The organism is Rummeliibacillus sp. POC4 (genome assembly GCF_003576525.1).
GTDB lineage: Bacteria > Bacillota > Bacilli > Bacillales_A > Planococcaceae > Rummeliibacillus.
Map to the genome: position 1 here is coordinate 1 of NZ_QWUA01000158.1, position 1,055 is coordinate 1,055.

At 42.5% G+C, this 1,055-nt stretch carries 1 protein-coding gene; it reads left to right on the forward strand.

The genetic code is table 11. The annotated features are described in order from the left end of the window. Window positions 1–111 precede the first annotated feature (111 nt). Window positions 112–1,044, forward strand: coding sequence for an IS30 family transposase (locus D1606_RS18560; protein WP_119417455.1), 933 nt, complete (start codon window positions 112–114; stop codon window positions 1,042–1,044). The last annotated feature ends 11 nt before the right edge of the window (window positions 1,045–1,055 follow it).

Below are 1,055 nucleotides of genomic sequence, written 5' to 3' on the forward strand. Positions count from 1 at the left end.
TGACGAATTGTAATATTAAGTGCACCACTCAAAATAAATAAAAAAGACCCATTCAATATGAACCTGTATAATTAAAGTTCCTACACCAAAATCAACAGGGGGCCATATTGAATGAGCTATTATCATCTTACCATATCTGAACGTTCGAAAATAGAGGTTTTAAAAGGATTAGGGTACTCTTGTCGTGCCATTGCGCGTCATCTCAACCGTTCTCATACAACGATTTCTCGTGAATTAAAGCGATTGAATGAATGGTCAGCTGAAAAGGCGCAATGGCACGCGGCTGCGCAGAAGAAAAAATGTGGTGCGCGTTCAAAGTTTACAGACAAACTGCGTAAAGTTATCGAAGAAAAACTAAAAGCGACATGGTCTCCTGAACAGATTGTCGGTTCCTTGTTTCAAGGCAAATTATCTTTCAAAACAATTTATCGCTGGCTTTATTCAGGGAAACTTCACGTGACGCTTCAAGTGCTTCGCCAAAAAGGAAAGCGTCAGGCACCACGCGAAACACGTGGGCGTTTCAACGTTGGAACTTCTATTCAGCATCGCCCAAAAGAAGTCAAAACGCGTGAAACGTTTGGCCATTGGGAATTAGATACCGTCGTTTCAGCACGCGGTACGAAAGGATGTATCGCGACATTCGCCGAGCGAAAAACACGTTTCTATGTCGGCATTCAAATACCGAATCGCTCGGCGCAATCGATGAAGTGGGCGATTGAACAGCTCATTTCGCGTTATCCAAGACAATGTTTTCAAACGTTTACGACGGATCGAGGAAAAGAATTTAGCTGTTACGCCGACATCGAAAAACAGTACGGCATCCCAATTTACTTCGCTGATCCGTACGCGCCATGGCAACGTGGCACGAATGAAAATAGTAATGGTCTTTTACGCGAATTTTTCCCAAAACGAATGGATTTGGGACAACTAACACCATCAAAAATAGAAAAAGCACTTTCATTGATCAACAATCGACCAAGAAAGTGCCTCAACTGGAACACCACGCAGGAAGCATTTGAATATCAGGTGGTGCAGTTAATTTGACAATCTATCAT